Origin of the sequence: Terrimonas sp. (assembly GCF_003075435.1) — a bacterium.
Taxonomy (GTDB): domain Bacteria; phylum Bacteroidota; class Bacteroidia; order Chitinophagales; family Chitinophagaceae; genus Agriterribacter.
On the sequence record NZ_QCZJ01000011.1, the window covers coordinates 53,883 to 79,154 of the forward strand.

Consider the following 25,272-nt stretch of genomic DNA (forward strand, 5'->3'; position numbering starts at 1 on the left):
CGTATTTAACGGAGCACTTTTTTCTTCATTGTGAAAGCCTGCTTTTTTATGAGATATGTCAAATTAAACGGGAAACGTAAAACGTAAAATGTATCTTAATGGTTACAGGTTTCAAGTTGCAGGTACTTAAAGCACAAAACGGTTAATAAGCTGGTACACATATAACCTGTAACCTATACTTCTCCAAGCCGCGGGCGTACTCTTGCTTTAGCTTTATTAAAAATATGTTGACCCTTGTCAATTCCTTTTCGTAGCGCTTTCTGTTCTTCCTCAGGCATCTGGTAAACCTCCTGGCATACTGTACTGCAGCAGCCACTGTATTTTTCAGCGCATTTTTTGCATTGAATAAATAATAAATGGCAGCCATCATTTTTGCAATTGGTATGATCATCACATGGTTCCCCGCACTGGTGGCAACGCGCAATTATATCGCTCGTTATACGCTCTCCCAGGCGATCATCAAACACAAAGTTTTTACCTATGAATTTACTTTCCAGTCCTTGCTCTTTTACCTGTTTTGCATAATTGATAATGCCTCCTTCAAGGTGGAATACATTTTTAAAGCCACTATGCAGCATGTAGGCACTGGCTTTTTCACAACGAATACCACCGGTGCAATACATAATAATGTTTTTGTCTTTATGTTCTTTCATCATATCCACCGCCATCGGAAGCTGCTCCCGGAAAGTATCACTTGGAATTTCAATAGCGTTTTCAAAATGCCCTACCTCAAACTCATAATGATTACGCATGTCAATCACAACAGTATCCGGGTCGTTGGCAAGCTTATTCAATCCTTCTGCATCTACATATTTCCCTTTTACAGACATGCTAAAATCCGGGTCAGTAATACCGTCTGCCACTATTTTATCCCGGACTTTTATTTTCAATACCCAGAAAGATTTTCCATCATCGTCTACCGCAATATTAAGCCGGAGATTATTTAACGGCGGAATACTGTATAAATAACTTCTGAACGCTTCGAAATTGCTTTCCGGAACGCTTACCTGCGCATTGATGCCTTCTGAAGCAACATATATTCTGCCAAAGACTTTTATAGTATTCAATGCCTTATACAATTCATCCCTGAACTGTTGAGGGTCTTCAATAAAAAAATACCGGTAAAATGAAATGGTTTTGCGGGGCTCTTTTTCTTCCAGCAAAAGCTGTTTGAGTTCCTTTTGAGAAACGCGATTGTGTAATACTGCCATAAGATTGAAATTTTACGCCCTCTGGCGGATCGTTTGCATGACGAACAAAATTTCTTAACGGCGCAAAGGTAAGGAGATTTGAGATGTTTGTGGTTTATGGTTAGAGGTTTCGTAAACCACAAACTAAAAACGCGAAGATACTCCCACCCCTATGCCTTCCCTTCATCTTTTATTTCCAATCTCCAATCAATTTCCTGTCACTCCCCTGAAGCCGATCCTGATGCCATAATCATAAAACCCCCGGTCTCCATAGCCGCGTATATAATCAACACGAATAATTTTTAATATGTTTTCTATTCCTGCAAATACTTCATAATAGTAGTTGCTTTTATCTACCACAAAAGCATTTGCGCCGGCTACGAGATAGATATTTAATTTTTTGATCAACGGGATTTTATTGGTAAGAAAGCCGTTAAAATGATGCTCGATATTTAATGTGCCGTATAACCTGGCTGTTGTACTGCGGGCGTAATAAGGCGACAATTGAAAACTGTTCAGGTATTCCGTTGCAGTTAGTAATTGATTACCGTTGAAATGCTGGTAATCGGGTAACTCAACTTTGCGGCTGTTTAAAAATCCTCCCAAAGAAAAATGATAGCTGAAAATACCCGAAAGCTTTGCATTGATATCATCTTTAATTGAAAATTTCCAGCGGTCAAAATCAATATCGCTGCCCGCAATACCGTTAAGCCCTTTGGCATAACTGATACTGAACAATGGATATTTTGAGCCTAAATTTATTTTACGTTCCGGTAATTGAATATATTTAGTACCGGGCCGGTAGCTTACGGTAAAAGAAGTTAATAATGCCTGGTGGCGCGGGAAATTTGAAGTGGTAAGCTCTACGGGATAATTAGGTGTTCGCCTGGTAAGATTTTTACTTTTGCCCCAGAAAGTATTGTCTGTATTTTCAAGCGGTATCCTGTCCTGGTAGCTTACAGAAGCCTTTATTGTAAAGCCATCGCCAATGCCTCTTGTATAGTCCATTCTTCCAAACCAGGCTTCATAAATCTTCATATAATTATCTCCAAAGAACAAAGTATTATACGTATTTACAAAGGGATGAACAGGCGCTTCATTGTTTAGCTGAAATACCCGCTTACCGCCTGAAAGTGCAATAACATTTGTATGCTTTTTACCAAAAGTATACCTGCCGGAAAGATCAGTGTTGAAGTGCCGGTTGGTAAAACCATACCGCACTGTTGGCGTAAAAGAAACGGATTTTGCTTCAGCAAACCTTCTTGAATATGTTACATTCATATTCAGGTTAAATCCTTCTACGGTGTTGAAATTGGCAATATCAATGAGCGGCGGGTAACTGAATGAAGATTTTTTACTTTGCCTGGTAAAGGTTTGTCCAAAAACAAGCAGTCCGCCAACCGTAATTCTGTTTCTTCTCCTGTCTATTGAATCAAGATACCGTGGATCCCTGCGCACAATTTCTATACTGTCTTTTTTTACATAGTCAAGCAATTCATCATTGAGCAATGGCACAGGGCGAACCGTATCCCAATACTGCCTTGGCATTTTATTGGAACCGGAGTCATATTTTATCACAATATTGTTAAAGAATTTTTTATCAAATTTTGGCTCAAGATTGTAGTTAGTATAGACCGATACGAAACTCCCCGTTGCATCAAATCCAAACATTTTTACTGATGGATATAGTACCTGGCTGTGGATCATCCATACATCATTGGTAACGGGAACGTATAGGTGCTCAATATGGAGTGAGTCTGCAAGCTCCATCTGCGACGACTTGGTGAGCAGGAGATTCACACTGTGTATGCGCCATTCGTTTTCTACAATGTTGATCTCTCCGCTGAATAAAGGCTCATAAGCCCGGCGGGGAATCACTTTTATTTTGTTTATCAGCCTGCCATTTTCAGTAAAGCTTCCCAGGTATTTATACTGGTAAAAATTGAGCGCATTATCCGCAACCGGGGAAATAAAACCCCGCGGGTTGAGCACATTACTTATCTGTATATTATTATCATAAAAAGTCAGGAATTTAGGATTGCTGAATCCAAAGCTCTCTGCAGAACCACTAACGCGGGTTGAGGTAACAACAGCCTTTTCTTTATTGGGCTTCTGAAAATAATATTTGGCGATCGTTTCAGACAGGTAGATCATTTTATTTTTTCCTGTATCGCCATCATCAAATGCTACTTTTTGGCCGAAAATAGTTTTTGGAAAATCTTTCAGGCGTAATTGCCCTTTAATATATACCTGGCATTCAAATGCATCAACCTGGTCTTTATATACCGGGCGCATCTTTATTGCATGGCGCATTATTTCATAAGCCGGGTCTTCCGTATTACTGCCAATTACTACTTCTTTTAATGTTAATTCCTGTTGTGGTAAAACAAAATCAACCTGTATACCTGTTCCGCTGATGGAAATCTGCTTTTCTACCATTTTATAGCCAACATGCATACATTGCAATGTGTATTTCCCATCGGGAAGATTAAGCACATACCTTCCTTCATTATTGGCGGTAGTTCCGGCTGATAATCCTTTTACTACAATAGATGCAAATGATAATACTTCTCCTTTATCGCTTTTTATGATGCCGTTTACCGGCAGGCCGAAACTATACAGGCAGGCAAACAAAAATGGCAATGTAAAACATAAATTTTTCTTCATGAAAGGAATATAGCCTGCTATTGAAATTATTGTGCCATTCACGCTTTTTTCCAGATAATGCCTCTTAACAATGATCCTGTAAGCGCTGAAAGTCCTGCAACTAAAGCGCCGGCCAATGCTGTTATGGTTATCAGCGTTAACGGGCTGTTTTTGTTAATAACCAGCACGGCAATTTTTTCAGCAAGCAAATGACTGTTGGCGGAACTGGTATACCATGCAAGCCCGCCCCACAATAAAAATAATGCTGCAAAACCGGCAATAAAATCAAGATAAGGCTTTTGCCAGATAACCAGCGGTACTCCAAATGATACTATCGCAATACTCCACCAGGGCAGGTACAGCGAGAAAGCAAAGCTCAGCAGCGCAATCAATATAAGTGATATGATAAATTTCATTCGTATAATTTTAAATTGTTTGCCACGTCTGCATCTGTTAAAAAAAGCAATCCGTGTATCCGCGGCAATGATAATTATCCTTTTTTAAAGATCATTTTCCAAACCAACCTATCCGAACCTTCTTCCCCTTTTTTCATTATCCAGGCCTTGTAATATTCTCCTGCAGCCCATTTATCAATAAAATTATCGTAATAAGGGCTGCCGGGATTGCCCGATTGTCCTCCCGGGTATACCACATAAGCCTCAGTGTCTTTGGTTAAATGCACAATCATTCTCCAGCTTGGCCCATGGTCGTGCTGGGTTGCATTAATTACATGCTTTCCTCCGCCCACCATTAAACCTGTTCTTGCAAAAGGCATTACTTTGGTTTTAAGCAAATGATAGATGGATGTGTTTTTATACATGCCCCAAGTGAGCTTGTTTACAGACGCAAGCGAATCTGCCGTAGCAACAGTTTTTGCAAAAGCAGCACTCACAGCATCGGCTATTGTTTCTGTTTGCGGAGTATTAATATTATCCGCAAATGCAAACGTGCTGTCTTTTAACAGAGCTTCTATTAACGTTGGTTGAGAAGGGAGCATTTTATCAACACCTGCTTTTTCAAATTCATCATCCCATACCTGCTTTTCAAGATTTTTGAACCATAATGTAAAAAGCGTTGGAGCAGTTAAATTGATATCATTATTCAGTGACCAGTTTCTTATTGTGTCAAGATATTGATTTGCCATTCCTTCAAGACTGCTCTGTGTAATATACTTTAGCAATAAAGGGCGGGCTGTTTCTGCAAATGCATTGTAATTGTCATTTTGCAGTTTCATCATATCCTGTGGTGTGATATTGCTCATGGCTGCCAGCCGCCTGTTGATTTCTATGCCACGATATAAATCATATTCTCCGGGAATAAAATAATGGTAGGCAGAATCTGCAGGCCGCTGATTGGCACTGCTGATAAAACCTCTTTCAGGATTAAGCACATGAGGGTTCTCACTCCGGGGAATAAATGTTTGCCACATGTAGCTGCTGTCTTCCCCGGGCATTGCATATACACCCTGCCTGTTCCAGCGTGCAGGAAAAGTTCCCTGCTGCCATATAGCAATATCCCCGGATTTTGAAGCAAATGCCACATTGTGTGCCGGACAGGTAAAATATTGCAAAGCGTTTTCATAATCTTCATAGTTCTTCGCCCTGTCAAGATAGTGCCACAACAATAATTCGTTTGAAGGATCATGCGCTTTCCATCTTGCAGCCAATGCTTTGCCAGGCATTTCTGAAGCCGGGAAACTATTGTCATAGGTTACAGGCCCAAAAACCGTATATGCTACAGTGTCATATACAGGCGGTTTCCCTTTTATTTTAATTTCTTCAATGCGCAGGTCAGCGCTTTTCCAATCGTTCCCGAACCTGTATTGCGTTTTGGTTTCATCTTTAAACTGAATACTGTAATAGTCTTTTACATCACGCCCGGAATTAGTAAAGCCAAATGCTATACTATCATTAAAGCCGATAATAACACCAGGTGCACCGGGAAAACTTACACCATATGCATTCATAGTAGGCGTTATCATTTGTATTTCGTACCAGATAGACGGAAGTGATAATGTAAGATGCGGATCATTACAAAGTATAGGCGCACCGCTTTGCGTTTTATTGCCACTTACGGCCCAGTTGTTACTGCCATTGGCAGGGTTGGGTTTATTAATTTCTTTCAATTTATCCTGCACTGTTGTTGTGTCGGGTTGAATGTATAATGAGTCTTTTGATGCAGGCGGAATAGGATGTACTGTTGCTTCGGGATATACCGTTCCTTTGGGGATTACAGGATCAAGAGCATCCGCTATTTGCGGAAAAAGCAAACGCAATTTTGCATCTCCGAAATAAGCCAGGGCTTTTGTCATAGGCAGATCATTTTCAAAGCCGGCAAGTGTTTCCGTCATCTGCTTTACGAACAAAGCGGTTTTAAGATTGTTCCATTTTTCAGGCGCATAACCAAGGAGTTTATATTCAACAGGCAGCCTGCTTTCGGTTAATGTTGCTATATATGCGTTTACACCCGCGGTATAATTGTCTACCTCAGCTTTGCTAACCGGGTCTGCTTCTATCTCTTTTAAAAGGTTTTCAGCGGCATAAACCATACCCAATCTTCTTTTGCCACGATCATAATCTCTTGCAACATCACCCACAATTTCACTTATTCTTCCTGCAGCGGCATAGGTTTGGAATTCCATTTGCCATAAACGGAATTTTGCATGGAGATATCCTTGTATGAAATAAGCGTCTTCATCATTATCGGCAACAATATGCGGCACCAGTCTTTCATCAAGGTATACTGTTGTATTGCCTTTCAGCTCAGGAAAATGGAGCGTTGCATCAAAACTTTGTTTAGCAGGTTCAGCATTTTGCCATATACCATGCTGAGGACTTAAAAAATTGCCGAGTGCAAGAGGCGTCCATGTAGCAGTGCCTAATGCAAAAAGCAGCAATGCGGTTACAAGCAATGAAATACAGAAGAAAACTATTCTCATAATTTAAAATTACAGGGTTGGAGGAGAAAAATAAAAACAAATTTAGAAACCACAATTTGGAAGAAACGCCACAAAATCCGGCGTTCCGCGTGTGTGGGATGATTTAAGGTTGCAACCATTAAGGAATTAAACAATATTATGACTAATTATTCGGTATGCTTAATTCCCTTAACTTCTTAATGGTTGCATAGCGTGCATGAATACATACCGGATTGCTTAACCGGTATAGCATTTTTATTGTGACCTTAAATGCAGTCTTCTATGAACAATATGCAGCAGCAGGAACGAAAACAGTGCATTCTTAGCATCAGGCTGTATACGTGAAGGATAACAACTTTTAAAAGCTATTTTTGCATTTTATTGTAAACACATGAATGAGGAAGATGTAAAAAATATACTTGGTCTGCAGTTGCCTACTGATCCGCGCTGGGTTGACCTGGCATCAATAAGTATGGAAGATATTTTAACGGATCATGCTTACTGCGAACAAAAAGCTGCTACTACCTGTATTAGTTTAATTCAGCGTTATTCCGATAAAGCAGAGATGGTAACTGCTTTGGCTCCTATTGTAACAGAGGAATGGGGACATTTTCGCCTGGTACTTGCAGAATTGCAGAAACGTGGTTTGGTATTAGGAAAACAACGCAAAGATATATATGTAAATAAGCTGATTGAATTTCAACAAAAAGGCGGGAGCATTGAAGACCGCTTTTTAGATCAGCTCCTGACCATGGCACTGATTGAAGCCCGCAGTTGCGAACGCTTTAAAAGATTAAGCGAGGGATTGAATGATGATTACATGCGTAAGTTTTACCGCCGGTTCATGGAAAGCGAAGCAGGGCATTATACCTTATTCATAGAGCTTGCAGAAACCTATATAGACAAAGACAAAGTAAGAAAACGCTGGACCGAATGGCTGGCGTATGAAGCTGATGTGATGCAGCAACTGGAAGTGAGGGGGGATAGGATACACTGAGCCCGATCTTTAAAGCAAAGTATCGAACGCTTTTTTACGGGATACGTCTTCATATATCTAAATACGGACACTTTATATTATTGCATGAAGACGCGTACCAGCAGGAAATAGAACAGCATTTACTTAACTTTGCTCATAACCCTTTGCCAAAGCTTTTTGGCATATTGTTTAAATAAAGGGTTGCCGGTTCTGAAGTTGTTATCAGGAGTATAGGTACCGCCGGAAAAATCTTTATCGGAATACCTTACCCTGCTTTCTCCTCTTAAAGCATACTTTTTACCTCCTTCGTACATGATAATTTTTGCTATGGCAGGAGATACATCGCCCGTACATTGAGTTTCATACATTAACCAGATTTCTGCTATGCCATTTTTATCAAGATCGGTTATCGCAAAAGCATCCTTTGTAAATGCTGCCTTTACATCCAACGCACAATCTTTTGAATAGTCATATACTTTCCAGATGAGTTGAACGCTATCTGCAATTACTATATAATGATAGGCATATAGCTCAGCATTTCTAAATTCTCCAAATTCATTTCCTTTACCTGAGTATATACCTGTTTCGGTAGTTACTGCATAATGTGTTTCATTATTTTCTATCCATTTCACGGCATTCATAATATGCCCTGTGTATTTTATTTGCGATGGAATTTCATTTTTGCTGAGGGTTTTTACGGGAAGTTGACCATATGAGTAAGCTGAGTATAATAAGATCACTATAAAAATTGAAAACTTCATGTTAGAAGATTTAAAATAATTTAAACCAGCAGATCTATAGCTTGTCACGTTCCTCATCAAAATATTTTTTAGCCTCATTAATATTGATGGGTTGTAGTGCTTCATTCCGCAGCATGTTAATTATTTCATCTGCTTTTGAAAGCACTTTTTCATAATCCGGAGGTGAAAAATTATACGCCATAAAATGTGCGATTGAGTTTTCCCTCCAGAAATAATTATGATTTGACCACATTGTTTTTTTTAGATTTCTTTTCTCTATCTCCGCTGTATCTTCAAAAGCGAGTTTTCTTCCGCGGTAGTGCGAATTAAAGAAGATATGAATATTAACAGATGGTTTTTCGAGTCCCCAGTTGTATATTATTATTACAGGATATTTTGAGATATAGCCAATTATAAAATTATTTTCACGGGTAAAACCATTTAGCAATAGCTCTCTGAAAGGCGATTTGGAAAATCGTTTTTCCCTTTTGGCAGGTCCCCATTTGGTATCCTGTAAGTAATAGATGGTACCGGCTAATAAAGAAGATATTAATGCCCCGGAAAATATTATTAACAAATTTACGAGGAAAGAGTTAGGTGATTTAATGAAGATAATACCCAGGAGAAATTGAACGAGAAATGCAACAGCAGGTACCAGGTAATATTTTTTAATATTATTTTTAATAGACATAAGCTATATATAATCGTTAGGTTGATTTATTTATTGCTTTCCGTACTTGCCATTCTTTTCCGGTTCAATTGTACTGTAAACATAAACAAGTAATGCCTGTTTTATTTGATCTGCCTGCTTAAGCATGACAACTTAAGAAACAACAGCTTCACAATGCATGCTCCAGGTGCGGTCTTCTTTACATAATTAGGGTAGCACCTACGGCGCATAATTGAAAATTATCCTTTTGTTTACAAACGGGTTGTGCCGATGGCACGGAAAAGAAAGCAGGACAACGGGAAAAATGAGTGATGAGGGTGGTATGAGAAATGTGAGATATAAAACGTGAGACGTGTATTGCTGAAGCTGACGGCTGATAGCCCATTGTGTCCTGCCGCATAGCGGCTACCTGTTGGCAGCAAATATACCGAACGTTTTATTTGCCCGTCAGGGGATACCCCTAATGTAAAGTGATCAGTGAAATACTGAAAAACATTTCATCCCCATGCCGGAACTACCGATCCTTTGCCCGCTATTCAAATCTGTCTGCAGGCATGGTTTAAACCTTCCGGGCTTGAGTTGACGGCTATGGTGAGACACCTGCCTGCAAAATTTGAAATGCGCACTTCTTTGTTCTTCTTCGTAAACTATACTAATTTAGGGATAACACTGCCGGTATGCTTGCCAGGCGTCTTTGCCCGGCAAATTTTCTTATCGCCTTGGACGATTATTGATAGCGTTAACTGGTATCAATTTTGTTTTACTTTTTGTATAAAATTAAGTTATGAAAGCAATATGGACGGGAGCCATCGGCTTCGGGCTGGTAAATATTCCTGTAAAACTATATGCCGCTACTGAAGAGAGCAACCTTGATCTCGATATGCTTGATAAAAAAGATCACAGTAATATCAGGTTTAAACGAGTGAATGAAAAAACAGGCAGGGAAGTAGCATGGGCTAATATTATAAAAGCATACGATTATAAAGGCAAATATGTGGTGCTGGATGATAAAGACTTTGAAAAAGCTATTCCCGAAAAATCAAAATTGCTGGCTATTGATAACTTTGTGAAAGAAGATGAAATTGATAGTATTTATTTTGAAACTCCTTATTTCCTGGAGCCGCAAAAGAATGGTGAAGCTGCCTATACATTACTTGTTGAATCGCTTAAGAAAACCAAAATGTGCGGGGTAGGTACTTTTGTAATGCGCAACAGGGAAGTGCTGGGGATATTAAGACCGTATGAAAATATAATCCTTTTTCAGCGGATACGATACCAGTCAGAGATCAGGAAAACTACAGCACTTTCTGTTCCTAAGAGAACCATTAAACCGGCCGAGCTGAAAATGGCGGTTTCATTAATTAATCAGCTATCCGAAAAATTCAATATCTCCGTGTATAAAAATACCTATGCCGCCAGGCTGATGAAGATCATAGAGGCTAAAGCCAAAGGTAAAAAGGTGGTTACACCTGAATTGCGTGTGGCGCATCTTAAAACCGATGATTTGATGGAACAGTTAAAAGCCAGTCTCACCAAAAAGAAAGCCTCTTAGACTATGGCAGGATTAACAGCATATAAAAAGAAGAGAAATTTTAAATCTACCGCGGAGCCCTCCGGTAAAATTAAAAAAGGCAGCAGGGAGTTGAAGTTTGTAGTGCAGCGGCATGCCGCATCAAGACTGCATTATGATTTCAGGCTGGAGATGGAAGGCGTGTTAAAAAGCTGGGCTGTGCCAAAAGGACCTTCAATGAATCCTGCGGATAAAAGGCTTGCCATGATGGTAGAAGATCATCCTTATGATTACAGAACTTTTGAAGGAACTATTCCGGCAGGTAATTATGGAGCAGGGGAGGTGGAGATTTGGGATGAAGGAACATATGAAGGCTTACAGAAAGATCCGCAGAAGAAAGATGAATCTGTTTTACTGGCGGAACTTAAAAGTGGTTCTCTTAAATTTATTTTGCACGGAAAAAAACTGAAAGGTGAATTTGCCCTGGTGAAGATGAAAACAGCAGATGCAGAAAATGCCTGGCTCTTGATCAAGCATAATGATGAATATGCGGTTGCTTCAACATATGATGCTGAAAAATTTACCAGTAAAACATCTAAAGTAACAAAAGCAGCTTTGGCCAAAGGAACGGGAAAACCGGCCAAAGGCATAAGGACTGCCGTAAAAAAAAAGTCCCTGAAGCAACAAAAAGGGTAAAAAATTACGCAGCACATTTATCCGGCGAAAAAAAGTTTAAGCATTATATACATCCCATGCTGGCCAGCCCCGGCGCTGAACCTTTTGATGATGCAGACTGGCTTTTTGAAATTAAATGGGACGGATACAGGGCGATTGCAGGGATTGGAAAAGATTTCAGGCTGTATTCACGTAACGGATTATCATTAGCAGAAAAGTATTTTACCATAACAGAAGCGCTGCAGGGTCAAAAACATGCAATGATCATAGATGGTGAAATTGTTGCTTACAATGATAAGAATTTACCAGATTTTCAAACGCTTCAGCATTTTGGAGATAATCCTGCCATTCCATTGGTATATCATGTGTTTGATTTGTTACACCTCAACGGGCATAGCACAGAATCCTTGTCTACGCTTGAGCGTAAGGAGTTATTGAAGGAGGCATTGACAGAAAATGATTTTGTAAAATACTGTGATCATGTTCAAAAAGATGGCATTGGTTTTTTTGAAGCAGCCCGCAGGAAAAACCTTGAAGGTATAATAGCCAAGCGTGCATCAGCACCTTATACTGAAAATACACGCAGTAAAGACTGGCTGAAAATAAAGCATCATAAAACAGAAGAGGCGGTTATTGCCGGGTTTACCGAGCCCCGCGGTTCAAGAAAAAAATTCGGTGCGCTGATCCTGGGCAGGTATAATAATGGCAGGCTTGTGTATGCAGGTCATACAGGCACAGGCTTTGATGAAAAAACATTAACGGAAGTATACAATAAGCTAAAGCCGCTTATAAGAACAACATCTCCGTTTGATGTTACACCTAAAACCAATATGCCTGCTACCTGGGTGCAACCCAGGCTGGTTTGTAATATTAAGTTTGCTGAACTTACAGAAGATCATATTTTCAGGCACCCGGTTTTTATGGGATTGAGAATAGATAAGCCTGCTAAAGATGTTGTAATTCCGGAAAAAGAAAAAGCAATGCCACTAACAAAAAAAGAAAAAGCAGCATCGCATGCAGGTGCAAAACCAAAGGTTGCAAAAAATATTGCTTCGGGTATTGATGATAAGATAGTTGTTATTGGTAAGCATGAAGTAAAGCTTACCCATCAGCAAAAGATATATTGGCCGGATGATGGGTATACCAAAGCCGACCTGGTAAATTATTACGATAAAATGGCGAAATATATTTTGCCATACCTGAAAGACCGGGCTGAAAGTTTAAACCGCTTTCCGAATGGAATAAAGGGGAGCAGTTTTTACCATAAAGACGCAGGTGATACAGCGCCGGACTGGGTTTCCTCTGTTGAAATATTTTCAGAAAGCAACCAGAGGAATATTGATTATATCGTTTGCAATGATAAGGCTACCCTGCTTTATCTTGCTAATCTTGGTTGTATTGAAATGAATCCGTGGAACAGTACAATAAAGCGGTTGGAAAAACCAACATATATGATCATTGATATTGATCCCTCGGAAAAGAATACTTTTGAGCAGGTGATTGAAGTAGCACAGGCAACAAAACAGGTGCTTGATGCGTGCGGTGTAAAGTCGTATTGCAAAACTTCGGGGGCATCCGGCATACATGTTTTTGTACCGATGGCAAATAAGTATGAGTATGAGCAGGTAAAAACTTTTGCGCACCTTACGGCAATGCGGGTAACTGAAATGCTGCCTGGCTTTACTACGTTAGAGCGTAATCTTAAGAAACGCGGAAATAAGAAGATTTATATAGATTATTTGCAGAACAGGAAAGGGCAGACCATTGCAAGTGTATACAGTGTCCGACCAAAAAAAGGTGCAACGGTTTCCGCGCCGCTGGATTGGAAGGAGGTAAAGAAAGGTTTACATCCCTCGCAATTTGATATACATACCATGCCCAAAAGAATTTCTCAAAAGGGTGATATCTTCAAACCTGTTCTCGGTAAAGGAGCAGATATTTTGAAGTGTATAAAAAAGATGGAGAGATAAATAACAATGTACACTTTACGTTAATGCCTGTTTTGAAAACAGGATTCTCCCACTGCGATTCCGTCGGCAGGTTGTATTAAATTAAAAATAGTTACTGTGGGAGAAAGTAACCCATTATAGTCTCAAAAGTTAATGTTGCTTCATTTTTTTAAGTACATTTAACCATCCCAAACTAACTTACACATGAGAGTATTTTTTGTTCTGCTGGTATGCTCTTCCCTGCAGGCATCAGCGCAGATTAACTTACCGGTTGCCAGGAATATTGAAGCAGCTTTTAATAAAAATACACGCAGCCATAATGGACAGCCGGGAAAGAACTACTGGCAGAATACCGCTACATATAACCTCAGTATTAACTTCAATCCAACCACAAGACTGTTAAGCGGTAAAGTGGATATTGATTACAGCAATCAAAGCCCGGATACCCTTAATAAAATTGTATTTAAACTATATACAGACCTGTATAAAGCCGGTGTAACCCGCTCCTGGCCTGTAGAGCCTGCTGATTTAACCAGGGGCATGTCTATTACAAAAATTGTTGTTGATGGTGAACAGCAGGATGCAGGCGCTGCGCTTATCCAGGGCACTAATATGACGGTTCCTGTAAAGCTATTGTTGCCCGGGCAAAACATTCATTTCACTATCGAATATGCATATACTTTAAACAAAGGCTCACATATACGCACAGGCGAAGTTGCGGAAGGTGCTTATTTTATCGCCTATAGTTTTCCCAGGATAACAGTGTATGACGATATTGATGGATGGAATATGCCGGATTATCTCGGTACCTATGAATTTTACAATGACTTCTGCGATTTCAATGTTGATATTACCGTACCGGGGAATTATGGCGTTTGGGCAACCGGTGATCTGAAAAATTGCAGTGAAGTATATGCTTCCGCTATTTGTGAAAGACTGCAGGCAGCCGAAACAAAAGATGATGTAATAACCGTAATTGATGAAAATGATCTTGCAAAGAAAAGTTTTACAGTGAATAAGTCTGTCAATACTTTCAGATTTGAAGCAAAAAATGTAACTGATTTTGCATTCGCGGTAAGCAATCATTATATATGGAAAGCAGCCAGCCTGGTTGTAGATAGTACAACCCAGCGAAGAACAAGGGTGGATGCGGTATATGCCCCGGCTCATAAGGATTATGATGATGTGATAAACGAAGCACGCAAAACCGTGGAATATATGAGCTATCGGTTTCCCAAATGGCCTTATCCCTATAATCATGAAACCGTTTTTGACGGGCTTGACAAAATGGAATATCCTATGATGGTAAATGATGTGCCTGTTGCAGGAGCCGTTGGAAGTTTTTCATTGACTTCTCATGAAATATTTCATACCATGTTCCCTTTTTATATGGGCATTAACGAAACAAAATACGGCTGGATGGATGAAGGCTGGGCAACATTGGGCGAATGGTTGCTTACGCCTATGTATCTGCCCAATGAGATTGATAGTTTTGCTATGGCGGCATACCAGAATGTTGCCGGTAAAGAAATTGATCTGCCCATAATGACACCTACTACACAGCTGCAGGGCATGTATTACGAAAGTGAAACTTCTTTTTCTATCAATTCCTATCCCAAACCCGCACTGGGTTACCTGTATGTAAAAGATATGCTGGGCGATGAACTGTTTTTTAAAGCATTGCATCATTATATCAAAACATGGAATGGCAGGCATCCGGTACCATACGATTTTTTTAATTGCATGAATGAAGGCTCAGGCAAAAATCTCAATTGGTTCTGGAAAACATGGTTTTTTGATATGGGCTATCCTGATCTTGCAATTGCCAGCGTAAAACCTAAACGCGTTACAATAGCATCAAAAGGCAATAAGCCTGCACCTGTAGATATTACCGTATATTTTGCAGATAATACAACCGAAAAAATTCACCGGAGTATAGCAGTATGGGAAAAAGGGAATAAAACAGTTGCAATTCCGGTAAGTGGTTCAAAAAAGATCATTAAGGTAGCGTTGGGGAGTTTTTACAATGCAGATGTAGACAAAAGCAATAATGTATGGATAAACGAGTAATTTTTGTATACGGAAATAATGACTTTTTAAAAGCCGGATTGTTTTAATATTATTTTTTACCAGTCAAATTATTTTTTCATATTACATTATATATTCGCTTAAAATAATTCCATCCTGCAGAAGATATTTGCAGTTAAACAGTAGTATTCACCTTAAACCATGAAGTATCTTTCTTTCGTTTTTATTTTTGTTATTGTTATTGCACTATGTGGATGCAGTACTAATAATACTCCGGCTATTGTAATACAAACTGATTTTGGCTTAAAAGACGGAGCTGTTGCCGAAATGAAAGGTGTAATTTTTAAAGAATCTTCAAATACGCGTGTTTTCGATCTCACGCACGAAATACCGGCATATAATATATGGGAAGCTGCTTACCGGCTTCAGCAAACTGCTCCCTATTGGCCTAAAGGAACAATATTTATTTCCGTGGTCGATCCAGGCGTAGGCACACAAAGAAAAGGAGTGGTTTTAAAAACAAAAAACGGGTATTTTTTTGTAACGCCTGATAACGGCACGCTTACGCTTATTGCTGAAACGATGGGAGTTGCTTCACTCCGGCAGATTGATGAAAAGCTTCATCACCGGGAAGGCTCTTCAAATTCTTATACTTTTCATGGCAGGGATATATTTGCTTATACAGCGGCTGAACTGGCTTCCGGGAAAATCAAGTTTGAGCAGGTTGGCCCGGAAATGCCGCCTAAAGTAGTTAAGATGCCATATCAAAAGCCTGTATTTTCAAATGGGAAAATTAAAGGCAATATACCTGTGCTTGATCCCCAGTACGGTAACGTTTGGACTAATATTGACACAGCAGTTTTTAATACTTTAAAAGTTAAACATGGCGATACGCTGCATGTTGAGATCATGCACCTGGATACTTTAGTATATGCTGGTAAAATACCTTATGCTAAATCATTTGGTAATGTGCCTGAAGGAGAAGCGCTCGCTTATCAAAACAGCCTGATGAATTTTTCACTGGCCATCAACATGGGTAATTTTGCTTCGCGGTTTCATATCAGCAACGGCGCCGACTGGAATATTGAGGTAAGGAAATAACAGGAAATACGGTAGTGAAGAATTATTCTCCGCAGAATTTAAACGGTATACCTCAAATTTGATTCCACTCATATGTTTTAAAAAGATATTTGCAGATAATTTTAAAAATGAACAATAAGCCCTCGCAAATACTTATACATATAGCAGGCTGCGGTTTGTTCTTGCTGCTACCTTTCCTGTTTTCGCCCGACAGGCAGCAGGGTTTTTCTTCTGTAATAAAAAATCCCGGTTATTATAGTGATCTGTTGAGATATGTAATGATGTTACTATTCTTCTATCTTAACTACTATTTTTTAATACCCCGCTTCTATTTTTCAGAAAAATATCTTATCTATTTTTTACTTGTGCTGGGTTGCTTTTTTGTTATCAGCTATATTCCGCAATTAGTTGATCTCAACAGAGGAGAGCGGTTTCCTTTACCGCCCCGCCCGATGAACCCAATAAATCCCATTGATCCCATAAATCCTATGCCGCACAGGCTAATAGGAAGAAGACGACCTGGTGGAGATTTTTTTAGTATGCGCCAGAACATTTCCTTATTTCTGGCAATATTCTTTTTTTCGCTGATGCTGAGGATCAGCAACAGGTGGCGAAGGGTAGAAAAAGAAAAAGTTGACAGGGAGCTTTCTTACCTCAAGGCACAGATAAACCCGCATTTTCTTTTCAATACACTTAACAGTATATATGCATTGGCAATCAATAAATCGGATGATACTGCAACAGCCGTGGTAAAACTTTCCGGTATGATGCGTTATGTGCTTTCTGATGTTACCCAGGAATATGTTCCTCTTGAAAAAGAAATAAATTATATACGGGATTATATTGAGTTGCAGGAACTGCGTTTTGGAGAATCCATGCAGCTTAATTTTGTGGTGGAAGGTGATTTGTATGGAAAAAAAATTGCACCACTCATACTTATCGCTTTTGTTGAAAATGCTTTTAAATATGGCGTAAATGCTGAGGAGGAATCGCTTATAACCATAGCTGTAAATGTTATTAATACCGTGCTTACTATGGAAATATATAACCACAAAGTAAAACGCGATGGTAATATGGATAGCCAGCATGGTTTGGGAATAGCCAATACGAAAAACAGGCTGGAATTATTATATCCTTCCAAACACATACTTGAGATAAAAAATACGGAAAAAGATTTTACGGTTTTACTTACTTTGAATTTATAATGATAGAAGCGATAGCAATAGATGATGAATTACCTGCATTAAGCATAATAGAAAATTTTTGTGCCAGGCTTGATTTTATCAACCTTCAAAAAACATTTAATCAGCCAACAGAAGCATTGAAATACCTGAAAAAATTTCCGGTTGACCTGTTATTTCTTGATGTGAATATGCCATCATTGAACGGGATAGATCTGTATAAATCCGTTCAGCAGGAAACAATGGTGATTTTTACAACAGCATATAGCGAGTTTGCCGTGGAAGGCTTTAATTTAAACGCGGTAGATTATTTATTGAAACCGTTTACATTTAAACGTTTTTTGCAGGCATCCGAAAAAGCCCAGGACTATTATGCGTATCAATTACAAAAGCAAAAAACAGAGGCACAATATCTTTTCATACGCGCAGATTACAGCCTGGTTAAAATTGATATAAAAAATATTTTGTACATAGAAGGATATGATGATTATCTTAAAATCCATATAGAAGATCAACGCCCCGTCATTACCAGGATGACAATAAAAAATATTCTCGAAAAGCTGCCGGAAAATAATTTTATACGCATTCACCGCTCGTATGTTATTCCTCTTGATAAAGTCACCAGCCTGAGGAATAAAATGGTATCTGTGGGCGAGATCAAACTTCCGTTAGGCAATAGTTTTGAAGAGAATTTCTTAAAAAGGTTTAACAAATAAATACCTTCCGCCGCAACATTTTCTTCGTTTGCCTCATTTGTTTTTATTTACCCGCAGGGGGTATCATATTTGTATCTATTACAATAAATCCACTTCAAAAAATTGTATATGGAAAGAAAGCTTTTTTTACGACAAGGCTTCGCAGCCCTCGGAATATCGTTTATTGCACCTTTGGCTAATAGCTGTAAAAAAAACGATGTTACTACAGATACAACAACTGATGGCAGCGAAACAGGAACCGGCTCTGGTTCAGATACCTGCACTGTTGCACCCACAGAAACAGAAGGTCCGTTCCCTACAAAAAATCCATCAGCTTATGAAAGGAGTGATATAACCGACGGACGCAGCGGATATAAGTTAACGGTAAATATAACAGTAGGGCAGGTGAGCAAAAATTGTGCTGCATTGGCCGGAGCGATAGTAGATATATGGCATTGTGATGCAGAAGGCAATTATTCGGAATATGGGGGCACACAAATGCAATCTACAAATTATACCTCTGTTCATTTTTTACGTGGCCGGCAAACCACCGATAACAATGGATTAGTTACGTTCACCACTATTTTTCCCGGCTGGTACCAGGGAAGGGCTACTCATATACATGTTCACATATATAATGCATCAGGTACTTCGCTTAAGGTAACCCAGATTGCATTTCCCGAAGGTTCAGGCAGCGCTTTACTGGCTGTGAACGGGTATAGTAAAGGAATGAGCGGGTATACTTATAATGCCAGCGATAATATCTTCAGCGATGATAAGGATGGAGTGGAGATGTCAACAGTTACCGGTGATAAAACCAATGGATTTTCATTGGCTATCCAGTTGAATGTACCATAAGAATTATATTGATGGGAACAAGGATTATTACATTATGTTACCGGAAAATAATTGATGCCCGGTCACAAAAAGAATGGGAAAAGCTTGTGTTTGAAGATACCTGGAAGGAATTTAAAATGCAGTCGCAGTTGTTTAACCAGGAAAACAGGTATACCACTTTTTCGCAATTGCTTTTGCATGTACCTGCATCTGAAAAACTGCATTTCCTGGTTAGCGCCGCGGCAGTTAACTATATTAAACAGCTCAATAATAAAATACCTGATATTGTAAACAATATTGGTAAAATCTTTTTAAGCTTCAGCAAATTTTATTTTGAAATAATTAATTCCGATCTGCAGCATAAATCAGTACATAGTGTAGCTATTAATTTTTACAGTGATCCCCTGCGATGGCACGAAACTATTGGTGATTATTTATTGCTGTCTGCTGATGCGGATGGTATTGAAGGGCAAACAAGCTTGTATAAGATCCAGCCTTTTGTAAATATACATTCATTGCAAAAAGAACAAAATGATGGAGCAATCAAACGCTAAGATCTTTCTCGCGAAAGAAAGGGGTAAGAATGAAACAGGTGTAATGAGGAGTTATAAAACCTTCAATTCCGGTAATTATTTTAATGAACATAAAACCGCGTTTGGCAATTTATACCTGTTGAATGATGATACGCTGGCGCCGGCTGAAACAATAAAAATGTTTGTTGAGGAAGAAAGCTATATTGTTTTTTTGCCTGTTGCTGGCGGTATTATTTATAGTGATTCACCGGGGCATGAAGTAACTATTATGGCAGGAGAGGCGCAGATAAAGTTTACTTTGCCCGGAACAATAATAGAAATTAAAAACGCTTACGAAGATAGTCTGGTCAATTACCTGCATATTCGTTTCAGACGGGTTGCTAAATCTGCTTGCGCTATAGATGAGCTTGTTTCATTTAATATTGATCAGAATAAGGATCAGTTTGTGCGGGTAAGCCGGCAAAATCCGGAAATGCCCTTTATGCTTTCTATGATAAAGCTTGGTGGAAGATCAGAAGTGATATATGAGCTCCATAACAAAAAAAATGCTGTTTATACCTATGTGATAGAGGGCGCTTTTGAGGTTCAATACCGGTTATTGCATGAAAGGGACGGATTAGCGTTATGGGAGGTTCCTGAAATAGAAGCTGAAGCGCTGAGCAATGATGCAATATTATTAATAGCTGAAGTGAGCCTATAATAAATCTTTTAAAAGCTGCATGAATTTTTCTCTTGGTATCATAGCCGCGCCCAGGCTTTCCAGGTGGGCGGTATACACCTGGCAGTCTATTAATGCAACAGCCTCTGATCTCAATTGCTGCACATAACGTATAAAAGCAAATTTACTGGCATTGCTCGCTTTGCTGAACATACTCTCTCCAAAAAAAGCATTACCTAACCTTATGCCATACAATCCGCCAACAAGCTCATCACCCAGCCAGGCTTCAGCACTATGTGCAAATCCTTTTTCATGGAGCGTTGTATAGGCTTTTTCAACTTCGTTTGTAATCCAGGTGCCCTGCTGATTATTGCGTGGTATGTTTTTACAATTATGAATAACAGCTTTAAAATTTTGATTGATCGTAAACCTGAATTGCTCTTTTTTGATCAGCTGCTGCATACTCTTACTCACTTTCAGTTCATCAGGAAATAAAACAAATCTCGGATCAGGGCTCCACCAAAGCGGAACAGTTCCTTCATACCACGGAAAAATACCGCTCCTGTATGCCAGCAACAGCCTTTCCACAGAAAGATTGCCTCCCATAGCCAGCAATCCATCAGCATCAGCAAGCTGTACAGGAGGAAATATTAATTCATTTTTTAAAGCGAAGATGGGCATATGCACGAAGTTAATTACAGAATCCATTTACCCTTCATCCTTATATTAATATCGGTTTATTATTATGTATTTATATTGCGCATCAAAAAATTAGTGTTCGTGCAACGCTTTATAATGAAGTGTTGTCAACTAAACCGGATATATACTGATGATTGATTATCAGCAATTAGTAAACGACTGTCTAAAGAACAAGCCTTCAGCTCAGCGAAAGTTGTATGAACTTTTTGCAGAGCAGATGCTTGGGGTATGTTATCGCTATACCAAATCGCTTGCTGATGCGGAAGATGTTTTACAGGAAGGATTTGTAAAAGTGTTTAAATACCTGCACCAATACCGTTCAGACGGAGAATTGGGTGCATGGGTAAGGCGTATTATGGTGAACACTGCTATAAATTATTTAAAACAAAGCAGTAAATATCAATACGACCTTTCGTTTACAGACCTGGCACTTCACCCGGTTTCTGAAGATAACCCTCAACTTAGCATGCAGGCAAAAGAACTGGCAAATTTAGTAAGGCAATTACCAACAGGATACCAAACGGTATTTAATATGCATGCGGTAGAGGGATATACACATGTAGAGATCGGTGAAATACTAGGTATTAATGAGGGAACGTCCAGGTCGCAATATATGCGGGCAAGAAACCTGCTTATTAACTGGATAGAAAAATATTCCGTTGAATCAAAACTGGGACAATATGCCGGAAAATGATTTTGAAAAACAGGTGCAAGACTTGTTTGACGGATTGAAACTGAAACCGTCGGACAATGTGTGGCATAATGTGAATGACCGCATAGAAAAAGATAAAAAGAGAAGAAGAGCAATCTTCTGGATTCCGCTGCTTTTATTGCTGCTGTTGGGTGGCGCAGGGGCATATATGATGTGGGGAAGCGGCACTGGTGAAAAAGCTTCTGAGGAAATGGTAGCCATTAAACAAACTGAAAAAGCCTCAACTGAAAATTCAAACAATCCGGCTCATACTGAACAAAATACTATCGCAGGGATGGATGCAGGCCCTGCTGAAAAACAAAATACTACTCCTGCTGAAATCACAAATACTAATAATAAGGATGGTTTAGGGTCTGAGTCACAACCTGTTTCTTCTGCTATAATCAGCAAACAGGTTACTCCGCAGGCAACGGATAAATACCCGGTAAAAAGTAAGCCTGGTAAAAATACTTCGTTGCCTGCTTTTAATGTCGCAGAAAATAATGTGAAAACAGGTGGACAGAAAATCGGGCATATATTGAATGATACAAAAGAACAACAGGAAGGCTATAAAAATTTTTCTAAAAATATTACTGAAGGCAATAATGCTGCAAAAGGTTTCAATGGTACAGCCGTTCAACAGTATATTCATGCACAACCGTTCATCCTTTCCTGGCCCGATAATGAAAAACAGATCAGCACTTCATTGCAAAAATTACCTGCCAGCACTGCTTCAAATTCAACTGTACGGCTGGCTAAAAAGAAATCATGGGAATTTGGTATAAACGCCGGTGCCGGATTTTCAAAAACAGGGTCGGGCTTATCTGATATTTTTAATAAATTAAGTTTTGAGAAATCAACTTTAGCAGATTATGCAACATCCGCACCTGTGTATAACATGAATGCCGGTTTTGTTGCCTCGCAGAATAATGTATACCTCGCCGCATTACCAACTTCGGCAACGCCTGTTAAACGCGGATTAATGTGGAATGCTGGTGCATCTGTAAAATGGTATGTAAAACCCAGGCTTGCACTTACCGGAAATTTTCAATACAGCTATTTTTCTACAAGCAGGGAGGTTGGGAAATTTTTAAGCAATAATAACGGAGCATTTGCCGGGTTAAACAGCAGTGGACGCTATTCTGGTTACTATTCCGGAAACAACGCTGCAGAGTATAAAAACAAATATCATCTTATGGAATTGCCGCTGGGTATACAATGGCAATTAAATAAAGGCACTAAACTGTTTCCGCTGCAACTGAACTCTGGTTTGTCTGCCGGCTGGCTAATAAATTCTAATGCCCTGCATTATGATAAACCAACAGGTACTTACTACCAGGATGAATCTTTATTTAATAAATTTCAGTTAGGACTATATGCGGGATTATCAGCAAAATTATTTCAGCATTCCCACATGCCTTTGTATGTAGGTCCATACATGCAATACGGACTATCAAACCTTGTAAAATCTTCTTCCGGAACACAGCAGAGCCTTATGTCTGTTGGCATAAAAACGGAATGGATACTTTGGAAGAAATAATATAGCATCTTTCTTTAGAAACAGGCAATAAAATAAATAACTGAAGCAACGCTGTAGTAATAGCTGTTGTCAGCTTTAAAAACTATGCTTATGCTAAAACATATACACAAGCTTACTTCAATTATTCTGCTAAGCTTCATCCTCTTTCTCCAGGGATGCATTAAAGATCATTGTACACATACTTTCAGCTATTTTAGTCCTGTTTACAGAACAACAGAACAGGTGCGTGCTAATATTAAAAGCAATGCGCCACGGCAAATCTCGCAGGCCGGAAAATTATATATCAGGGGACAGTATATTTTTTTGAATGAGCTTGACAAAGGAATACACATCATTGATAACAGCAATCCTCTTTCGCCCAAGAATGTTGCATTCATAGATATTCCTGGAAATATGGATTTGGCTGTAAAAGGAAATACATTATATGCTGATGCATATACTGACCTGGTTGCATTGGATATTACTAATCCTTTACAGGCACGCACAACCAAAATTGTTGAAAGCGCATTTCCTTACCGGCAATATTATGGTGCATTCTATGCCGATACGTCAAAAGTTATTGTTGATTGGGTTAAAAGAGATACAACAGTAGATGCGGAATGTGGCAATGGCGGCTTTTTTGGCATTAATTTTAATAAGCACGACGTAATAATGTATGAGGATGTATTAAGCCTGGCGAATACGGCACGATACAGCTCAAACACATCCTCCTCCCCCGGGAATGCTGTTTCTCCCTTTGGTGTTGGAGGATCGATGGCCAGGTTTGCAATTGCCGGAAATAATTTGTACGCTGTTACAACAAGTGATCTGAATGTTTTTGGTATAGGCTCACCTCAATCACCGTCATTCAATAAAAAAATTAATATGGGATGGAATATTGAAACAATATATCCATTTCAGCAGAAATTGTTCATTGGCTCTACAACAGGCATGTTTATTTATAATATTGCTGATGGTAATAATCCTGTACAGGAAGGGCAATTTTCGCATGTGCAGAGCTGCGATCCGGTTATAGCCGATGAAAAGTATGCTTATGTTACGCTTCGCTCGGGTACAAGCTGTAATGGGTTTACCAATCAACTGGAAATATTGGATATTAAAGATCTGTCAAGTCCTGCTTTGCTGAAAACATACCCTATGACAAATCCTTACGGGCTTTCAAAAGATGGGGATCTACTTTTTATATGCGATGGGGCAGATGGTTTGAAAGTGTATAACGCGGCAGATGTTAAGAATATAAAGCTTATTACTACCATACCTGATATTGAAACTTATGATGTAATTGCAATGGATGGTATTGCATTGCTGGTAAATTCGGAAGGGTTGTATCAATATTCGTATGCTGATATCAATAACATTCATTTACTGAGCAAAATTGATATAGCACAATGAGAAAAACTATCATGATGCTGGCGCTTGCTTTTTGTATCCAGGCGGGCTTTAGCCAGCAAAAGCAAAGATTGCAATTTCATTCGCTTCAGCAGGTAGGTTTGATCAACGGGAATGGAGCAGTATCGGGTTTGCTTCAATCAGTTAACGGGCTTGAAAAACACAACTGGTTTGCAGGAGCGGGGATTGGTTTGGATTTTTATCGTTACAGAACTGTACCGTTGTTTATTGATATAAAAAAATATATCAGTATAAAAAACGGCAACCGTTTTTTTATATATGCCGATGGGGGATATAATATACCCTGGCTTCCTAAAAAAGAAGAAAATTTTACCTGGGGAAGCGGGCAAACAAAAGCCTGGAGTGAATATAAAGGGGGGCTGTATTTTGATGCCGGGCTGGGTTATGCTATAAAATTTCGCAGTGGTAATAATATGCTTTTAAGTACAGGCTACTCGTATAAGTATTTTGAAGAAACCAAAACCACTAAAACTACAGTTGTGGGCACGGCCGGAACAACGGAGTCTGTTGATAAGCAGTATTATGATTTTACTTTTAAAAGATTGATGATAAAGATTGGGTGGGAGTTTTAATATTACCTGGTTATTTGTAATAATAAAAGCTGTTTCAAAATATGAAACAGCTTTTATTTATTTGTTATTATAAAA

At 39.1% G+C, this 25,272-nt stretch carries 22 protein-coding genes; 15 read left to right on the forward strand and 7 right to left on the reverse strand.

Annotation, left to right across the window (positions count from 1 at the left end):
- Nucleotides 1-173: 173 nt before the first annotated feature.
- The 4 genes from trhO to DC498_RS13305 form a co-directional block, all read right to left on the reverse strand.
- A complete protein-coding gene (gene trhO / locus DC498_RS13290) occupies nt 174-1,211 on the reverse strand; it encodes an oxygen-dependent tRNA uridine(34) hydroxylase TrhO (RefSeq protein WP_116874654.1) in 1,038 nt (345 codons plus the stop codon).
- Between the two features lie 186 nt (nt 1,212-1,397).
- Nucleotides 1,398-3,857: a DUF5686 and carboxypeptidase regulatory-like domain-containing protein gene (locus DC498_RS13295; RefSeq protein ID WP_133176848.1), complete on the reverse strand. Its 2,460-nt coding sequence runs from the start codon at nt 3,855-3,857 to the stop codon at nt 1,398-1,400.
- 38 nt (nt 3,858-3,895) lie between these two features.
- Nucleotides 3,896-4,252, reverse strand: a complete 357-nt coding sequence (locus tag DC498_RS13300; protein ID WP_116874656.1) for a hypothetical protein — start codon at nt 4,250-4,252, stop codon at nt 3,896-3,898.
- A gap of 74 nt (nt 4,253-4,326) precedes the next feature.
- Nucleotides 4,327-6,774 carry a penicillin acylase family protein gene (locus tag DC498_RS13305; RefSeq protein ID WP_116874657.1) on the reverse strand — a complete coding sequence of 816 codons (2,448 nt, stop codon included), beginning with the start codon at nt 6,772-6,774 and terminating at the stop codon, nt 4,327-4,329.
- A gap of 370 nt (nt 6,775-7,144) precedes the next feature.
- Here DC498_RS13305 and DC498_RS13310 point away from each other — a divergent pair, with 370 nt between their 5' ends.
- Nucleotides 7,145-7,750, forward strand: a complete 606-nt coding sequence (locus tag DC498_RS13310) for a tRNA-(ms[2]io[6]A)-hydroxylase (protein ID WP_116874658.1) — start codon at nt 7,145-7,147, stop codon at nt 7,748-7,750.
- A 119-nt stretch (nt 7,751-7,869) separates the two neighbouring features.
- Here DC498_RS13310 and DC498_RS13315 read toward each other — a convergent pair whose 3' ends face one another.
- Nucleotides 7,870-8,490, reverse strand: a complete 621-nt coding sequence (locus tag DC498_RS13315) for a M949_RS01915 family surface polysaccharide biosynthesis protein (RefSeq protein WP_116874659.1) — start codon at nt 8,488-8,490, stop codon at nt 7,870-7,872.
- A 34-nt stretch (nt 8,491-8,524) separates the two neighbouring features.
- Nucleotides 8,525-9,160, reverse strand: coding sequence for a hypothetical protein (locus DC498_RS13320; RefSeq protein ID WP_116874660.1), 636 nt, complete (start codon nt 9,158-9,160; stop codon nt 8,525-8,527).
- Between the two features lie 763 nt (nt 9,161-9,923).
- Between DC498_RS13320 and ku the strand changes: the two genes are divergently transcribed.
- The 10 genes from ku (at nt 9,924) to DC498_RS13370 (ending at nt 20,327) form a co-directional block, all read left to right on the forward strand.
- Entirely contained in the window at nt 9,924-10,691 is a 768-nt protein-coding gene (gene ku, locus DC498_RS13325) for a non-homologous end joining protein Ku (RefSeq protein WP_116874661.1), read from the forward strand.
- Nucleotides 10,692-10,694: 3 nt separating this feature from the next.
- On the forward strand, nt 10,695-11,345 hold the full coding sequence (locus tag DC498_RS26560; protein WP_116874662.1) for a DNA polymerase ligase N-terminal domain-containing protein: 651 nt from the start codon (nt 10,695-10,697) through the stop codon (nt 11,343-11,345).
- A gap of 56 nt (nt 11,346-11,401) precedes the next feature.
- A complete protein-coding gene (gene ligD / locus DC498_RS13335) occupies nt 11,402-13,294 on the forward strand; it encodes a DNA ligase D (RefSeq protein WP_116874663.1) in 1,893 nt (630 codons plus the stop codon).
- A gap of 183 nt (nt 13,295-13,477) precedes the next feature.
- Complete coding sequence (locus tag DC498_RS13340) at nt 13,478-15,343, forward strand: M1 family metallopeptidase (RefSeq protein WP_116874664.1); 1,866 nt, start codon at nt 13,478-13,480, stop codon at nt 15,341-15,343.
- Nucleotides 15,344-15,502: 159 nt separating this feature from the next.
- Entirely contained in the window at nt 15,503-16,402 is a 900-nt protein-coding gene (locus DC498_RS13345; RefSeq protein ID WP_116874665.1) for an SAM hydrolase/SAM-dependent halogenase family protein, read from the forward strand.
- A 107-nt stretch (nt 16,403-16,509) separates the two neighbouring features.
- Complete coding sequence (locus DC498_RS13350; protein WP_116874666.1) at nt 16,510-17,586, forward strand: sensor histidine kinase; 1,077 nt, start codon at nt 16,510-16,512, stop codon at nt 17,584-17,586.
- Nucleotides 17,586-18,278, forward strand: coding sequence for a LytR/AlgR family response regulator transcription factor (locus tag DC498_RS13355; protein WP_116874667.1), 693 nt, complete (start codon nt 17,586-17,588; stop codon nt 18,276-18,278). The genes DC498_RS13350 and DC498_RS13355 overlap by 1 nt, the downstream gene beginning before the upstream one ends.
- Nucleotides 18,279-18,386: 108 nt before the next feature.
- Nucleotides 18,387-19,115 carry a dioxygenase family protein gene (locus DC498_RS13360; RefSeq protein WP_116874668.1) on the forward strand — a complete coding sequence of 243 codons (729 nt, stop codon included), beginning with the start codon at nt 18,387-18,389 and terminating at the stop codon, nt 19,113-19,115.
- An 11-nt stretch (nt 19,116-19,126) separates the two neighbouring features.
- Nucleotides 19,127-19,648, forward strand: a complete 522-nt coding sequence (locus DC498_RS13365; RefSeq protein ID WP_116874669.1) for a hypothetical protein — start codon at nt 19,127-19,129, stop codon at nt 19,646-19,648.
- Nucleotides 19,626-20,327, forward strand: coding sequence for a hypothetical protein (locus DC498_RS13370; protein WP_116874670.1), 702 nt, complete (start codon nt 19,626-19,628; stop codon nt 20,325-20,327). Before DC498_RS13365 ends, DC498_RS13370 begins: the two co-directional genes overlap by 23 nt.
- On the opposite strand, the gene aat is transcribed toward DC498_RS13370, so the two are convergent.
- Nucleotides 20,322-20,966 carry a leucyl/phenylalanyl-tRNA--protein transferase gene (gene aat / locus DC498_RS13375; RefSeq protein WP_116874759.1) on the reverse strand — a complete coding sequence of 215 codons (645 nt, stop codon included), beginning with the start codon at nt 20,964-20,966 and terminating at the stop codon, nt 20,322-20,324. The genes DC498_RS13370 and aat overlap by 6 nt on opposite strands.
- 148 nt (nt 20,967-21,114) lie before the next feature.
- On the opposite strand from aat, the gene DC498_RS13380 reads away from it, so the two are divergent.
- The 4 genes from DC498_RS13380 to DC498_RS13395 all read left to right on the forward strand — a co-directional run bounded on the left by DC498_RS13380 (nt 21,115) and on the right by DC498_RS13395 (nt 25,197).
- Nucleotides 21,115-21,678 carry an RNA polymerase sigma factor gene (locus DC498_RS13380; protein ID WP_240628008.1) on the forward strand — a complete coding sequence of 188 codons (564 nt, stop codon included), beginning with the start codon at nt 21,115-21,117 and terminating at the stop codon, nt 21,676-21,678.
- A complete protein-coding gene (locus DC498_RS13385; RefSeq protein ID WP_116874671.1) occupies nt 21,665-23,215 on the forward strand; it encodes a hypothetical protein in 1,551 nt (516 codons plus the stop codon). Before DC498_RS13380 ends, DC498_RS13385 begins: the two co-directional genes overlap by 14 nt.
- Before the next feature lie 90 nt (nt 23,216-23,305).
- A complete protein-coding gene (locus DC498_RS13390; protein ID WP_165813834.1) occupies nt 23,306-24,607 on the forward strand; it encodes an LVIVD repeat-containing protein in 1,302 nt (433 codons plus the stop codon).
- A complete protein-coding gene (locus DC498_RS13395; RefSeq protein WP_116874673.1) occupies nt 24,604-25,197 on the forward strand; it encodes a hypothetical protein in 594 nt (197 codons plus the stop codon). The genes DC498_RS13390 and DC498_RS13395 overlap by 4 nt, the downstream gene beginning before the upstream one ends.
- Nucleotides 25,198-25,272: the final 75 nt, after the last annotated feature.